Below are 3,274 nucleotides of genomic sequence, written 5' to 3'. Positions count from 1 at the left end.
TTGAGGGTGTTTAAGAATTAAAAGCTGGCGATGACTTACTCTCACATGGGTAACCCCACACTACCATCAGCGCTAAGAGGTTTCACTTCTGAGTTCGGGAAGGGATCAGGTGGTTCACTCTTGCTATTGTCGCCAGCAAACTGTTATGGACTTGTTCGGGTCTTATTTAAATGCCTTACTTCGTACCAAATGAGTTTAACAGAATTTGATTTGAGCTGAAGTTTAAATTGTTGCGATTTCTGAATCAAGTATTTTACTGATCTTATGATCAGTTATGAATCAAATGATGCTATGTATACAACTGCTTGGGTGTTGTATAGTCAAGCCTCACGAGCAATTAGTATTGGTCAGCTTCATACGTCACCGTACTTCCACATCCAACCTATCAACGTCGTAGTCTTCAACGGCTCTTTAGAGGACATAAAGTCCTAGGGAAATCTTATCTTGAGGTAGGCTTCCCGCTTAGATGCTTTCAGCGGTTATCCCTTCCGAACATAGCTACCCGGCGATGCGACTGGCGTCACAACCGGTACACCAGAGGTTCGTCCACTCTGGTCCTCTCGTACTAGGAGCAGATCCTCTCAAATTTCCAACGCCCACGGTAGATAGGGACCGAACTGTCTCACGACGTTCTAAACCCAGCTCGCGTACCTCTTTAAATGGCGAACAGCCATACCCTTGGGACCTGCTTCAGCCCCAGGATGAGATGAGCCGACATCGAGGTGCCAAACACCGCCGTCGATATGAACTCTTGGGCGGTATCAGCCTGTTATCCCCAGAGTACCTTTTATCCGTTGAGCGATGGCCCTTCCATACAGAACCACCGGATCACTAAGACCTACTTTCGTACCTGCTCGACTTGTGGGTCTCGCAGTTAAGCGCGCTTTTGCCTTTATACTCTACGCGTGATTTCCGACCACGCTGAGCGCACCTTCGTACTCCTCCGTTACTCTTTAGGAGGAGACCGCCCCAGTCAAACTACCCACCAGACATGGTCCTCGTCCCGGATAACGGGACAGAGTTAGAACCTCAATATTACCAGGGTGGTATTTCAAGGATGGCTCCATAGTAACTGGCGTCACTACTTCAAAGCCTCCCACCTATCCTACACAAGTAAGATCAAAGTTCAATGTCAAGCTGCAGTAAAGGTTCACGGGGTCTTTCCGTCTAGCCGCGGGTACACCGCATCTTCACGGCGATTTCGATTTCACTGAGCCTCTGCTGGAGACAGCGCCCCCATCATTATGCCATTCGTGCAGGTCGGAACTTACCCGACAAGGAATTTCGCTACCTTAGGACCGTTATAGTTACGGCCGCCGTTTACTGGGGCTTCGATCAAGAGCTTCGCTTACGCTAACCCCATCAATTAACCTTCCAGCACCGGGCAGGCATCACACCCTATACGTCCACTTTCGTGTTTGCAGAGTGCTATGTTTTTAATAAACAGTTGCAGGGGCCTGGTTTCTGTGGCTGCCAATAGCTCAAGGAGCAAGTCCTATCACCGTCAGCAGCGTACCTTCTCCCGAAGTTACGGTACCATTTTGCCTAGTTCCTTCAGCAGAGTTCTCTCAAGCGCTTTGGTCTACTCGACCTGACCACCTGTGTCGGTTTCGGGTACGATTCCTGTGTAACTGAAGCTTAGAGACTTTTCCTGGAAGCTTGGTATCAGCCACTTCGCTAGTAAACTAGCTTGATATCAGTTCTCAGCATAGAGTACCCCGGATTTGCCTAAGATACATGCCTACAACCTTTCACCTGGACAACCAACGCCAGGCTGACTTAACCTTCTCCGTCCTCTCATCGCATTACACAGAAGTATTGGAATATTAACCAATTTCCCATCGACTACGCCTCTCGGCCTCGCCTTAGGGGTCGACTCACCCAGCCCCGATTAACGTTGGACTGGAACCCTTGGTCTTTCAGCGAACGGGTTTTTCACCCGTTTTGTCGTTACTCACGTCAGCATTCGCACTTCTGATACCTCCAGCATACTTCTCAATACACCTTCATCGGCTTACAGAACGCTCCCCTACCACGTGCACATAGTGCACATCCGCAGCTTCGGCATATAGTTTTAGCCCCGTTACATCTTCCGCGCAGGCCGACTCGACTAGTGAGCTATTACGCTTTCTTTAAAGGGTGGCTGCTTCTAAGCCAACCTCCTAGCTGTCTATGCCTTCCCACATCGTTTCCCACTTAACTATAATTTTGGGGCCTTAGCTGGCGGTCTGGATTGTTTTCCTCTTGACTACGGACGTTAGCACCCGCAGTCTGTCTCCCGGATAGTACTCATAGGTATTCGGAGTTTGCATCGGTTTGGTAAGTCGGGATGACCCCCTAGCCGAAACAGTGCTCTACCCCCTATGGTATTCGTCCGAGGCGCTACCTAAATAGCTTTCGGGGAGAACCAGCTATCACCGAGTTTGATTAGCCTTTCACCCCTATCCACAAGTCATCCCCTGGCTTTTCAACGACAGTGGGTTCGGTCCTCCAGTTAGTGTTACCCAACCTTCAACCTGCTCATGGATAGATCACCCGGTTTCGGGTCTATACCCAGCAACTAAACGCCCTATTAAGACTCGATTTCTCTACGGCTCCCCTATTCGGTTAACCTCGCTACTGAATATAAGTCGCTGACCCATTATACAAAAGGTACGCAGTCACCGAACAAGTCGGCTCCCACTGCTTGTATGCATGCGGTTTCAGGATCTATTTCACTCCCCTCACAGGGGTTCTTTTCGCCTTTCCCTCACGGTACTGGTTCACTATCGGTCAGTCAGGAGTATTTAGCCTTGGAGGATGGTCCCCCCATATTCAGACAAGGTTTCACGTGCCTCGCCCTACTCGTCATCATTATATGTGCACTTTCGTGTACGGGACTATCACCCTCTACGGTCGCACTTCCCAGAGCGTTCCGCTAATACACATATAACTTAATGGGCTGATCCGCGTTCGCTCGCCGCTACTGACGGAATCTCAATTGATTTCTTTTCCTAAGGGTACTGAGATGTTTCACTTCCCCTCGTTCGCCTCGCATGACTATGTATTCATCATGCGATACCTACCTTATGGTAAGTGGGTTTCCCCATTCAGAAATCTCCGGATCACAGGATATTTGCCGCCTCCCCGAAGCTTATCGCAGGCTATTACGTCTTTCATCGCCTCTGACTGCCAAGGCATCCACCACATGCACTTAATTACTTGACTATACAACCCCAAACAGTCGCTAACACATACAAGTCAGTGTTATCGTTGCAAACTTAATTGCTACTAT

At 49.2% G+C, this 3,274-nt stretch carries 2 rRNA genes; both read right to left on the bottom strand.

What is annotated here, in order from left to right:
- Positions 1-22: 22 nt before the first annotated feature.
- Positions 23-137 (bottom strand): 5S ribosomal RNA (gene rrf, locus GGG_RS0118515).
- Positions 138-316: 179 nt separating this feature from the next.
- Positions 317-3,207: ribosomal RNA gene (locus tag GGG_RS0118510) — 23S ribosomal RNA — on the bottom strand.
- Positions 3,208-3,274: the final 67 nt, after the last annotated feature.

This window comes from Acinetobacter sp. P8-3-8 (assembly GCF_000214135.1).
Lineage (GTDB): Bacteria > Pseudomonadota > Gammaproteobacteria > Pseudomonadales > Moraxellaceae > Acinetobacter.
Note: the sequence above shows the minus strand (reverse complement) of the source record. Positions and strands in the feature narration are given on the sequence as shown.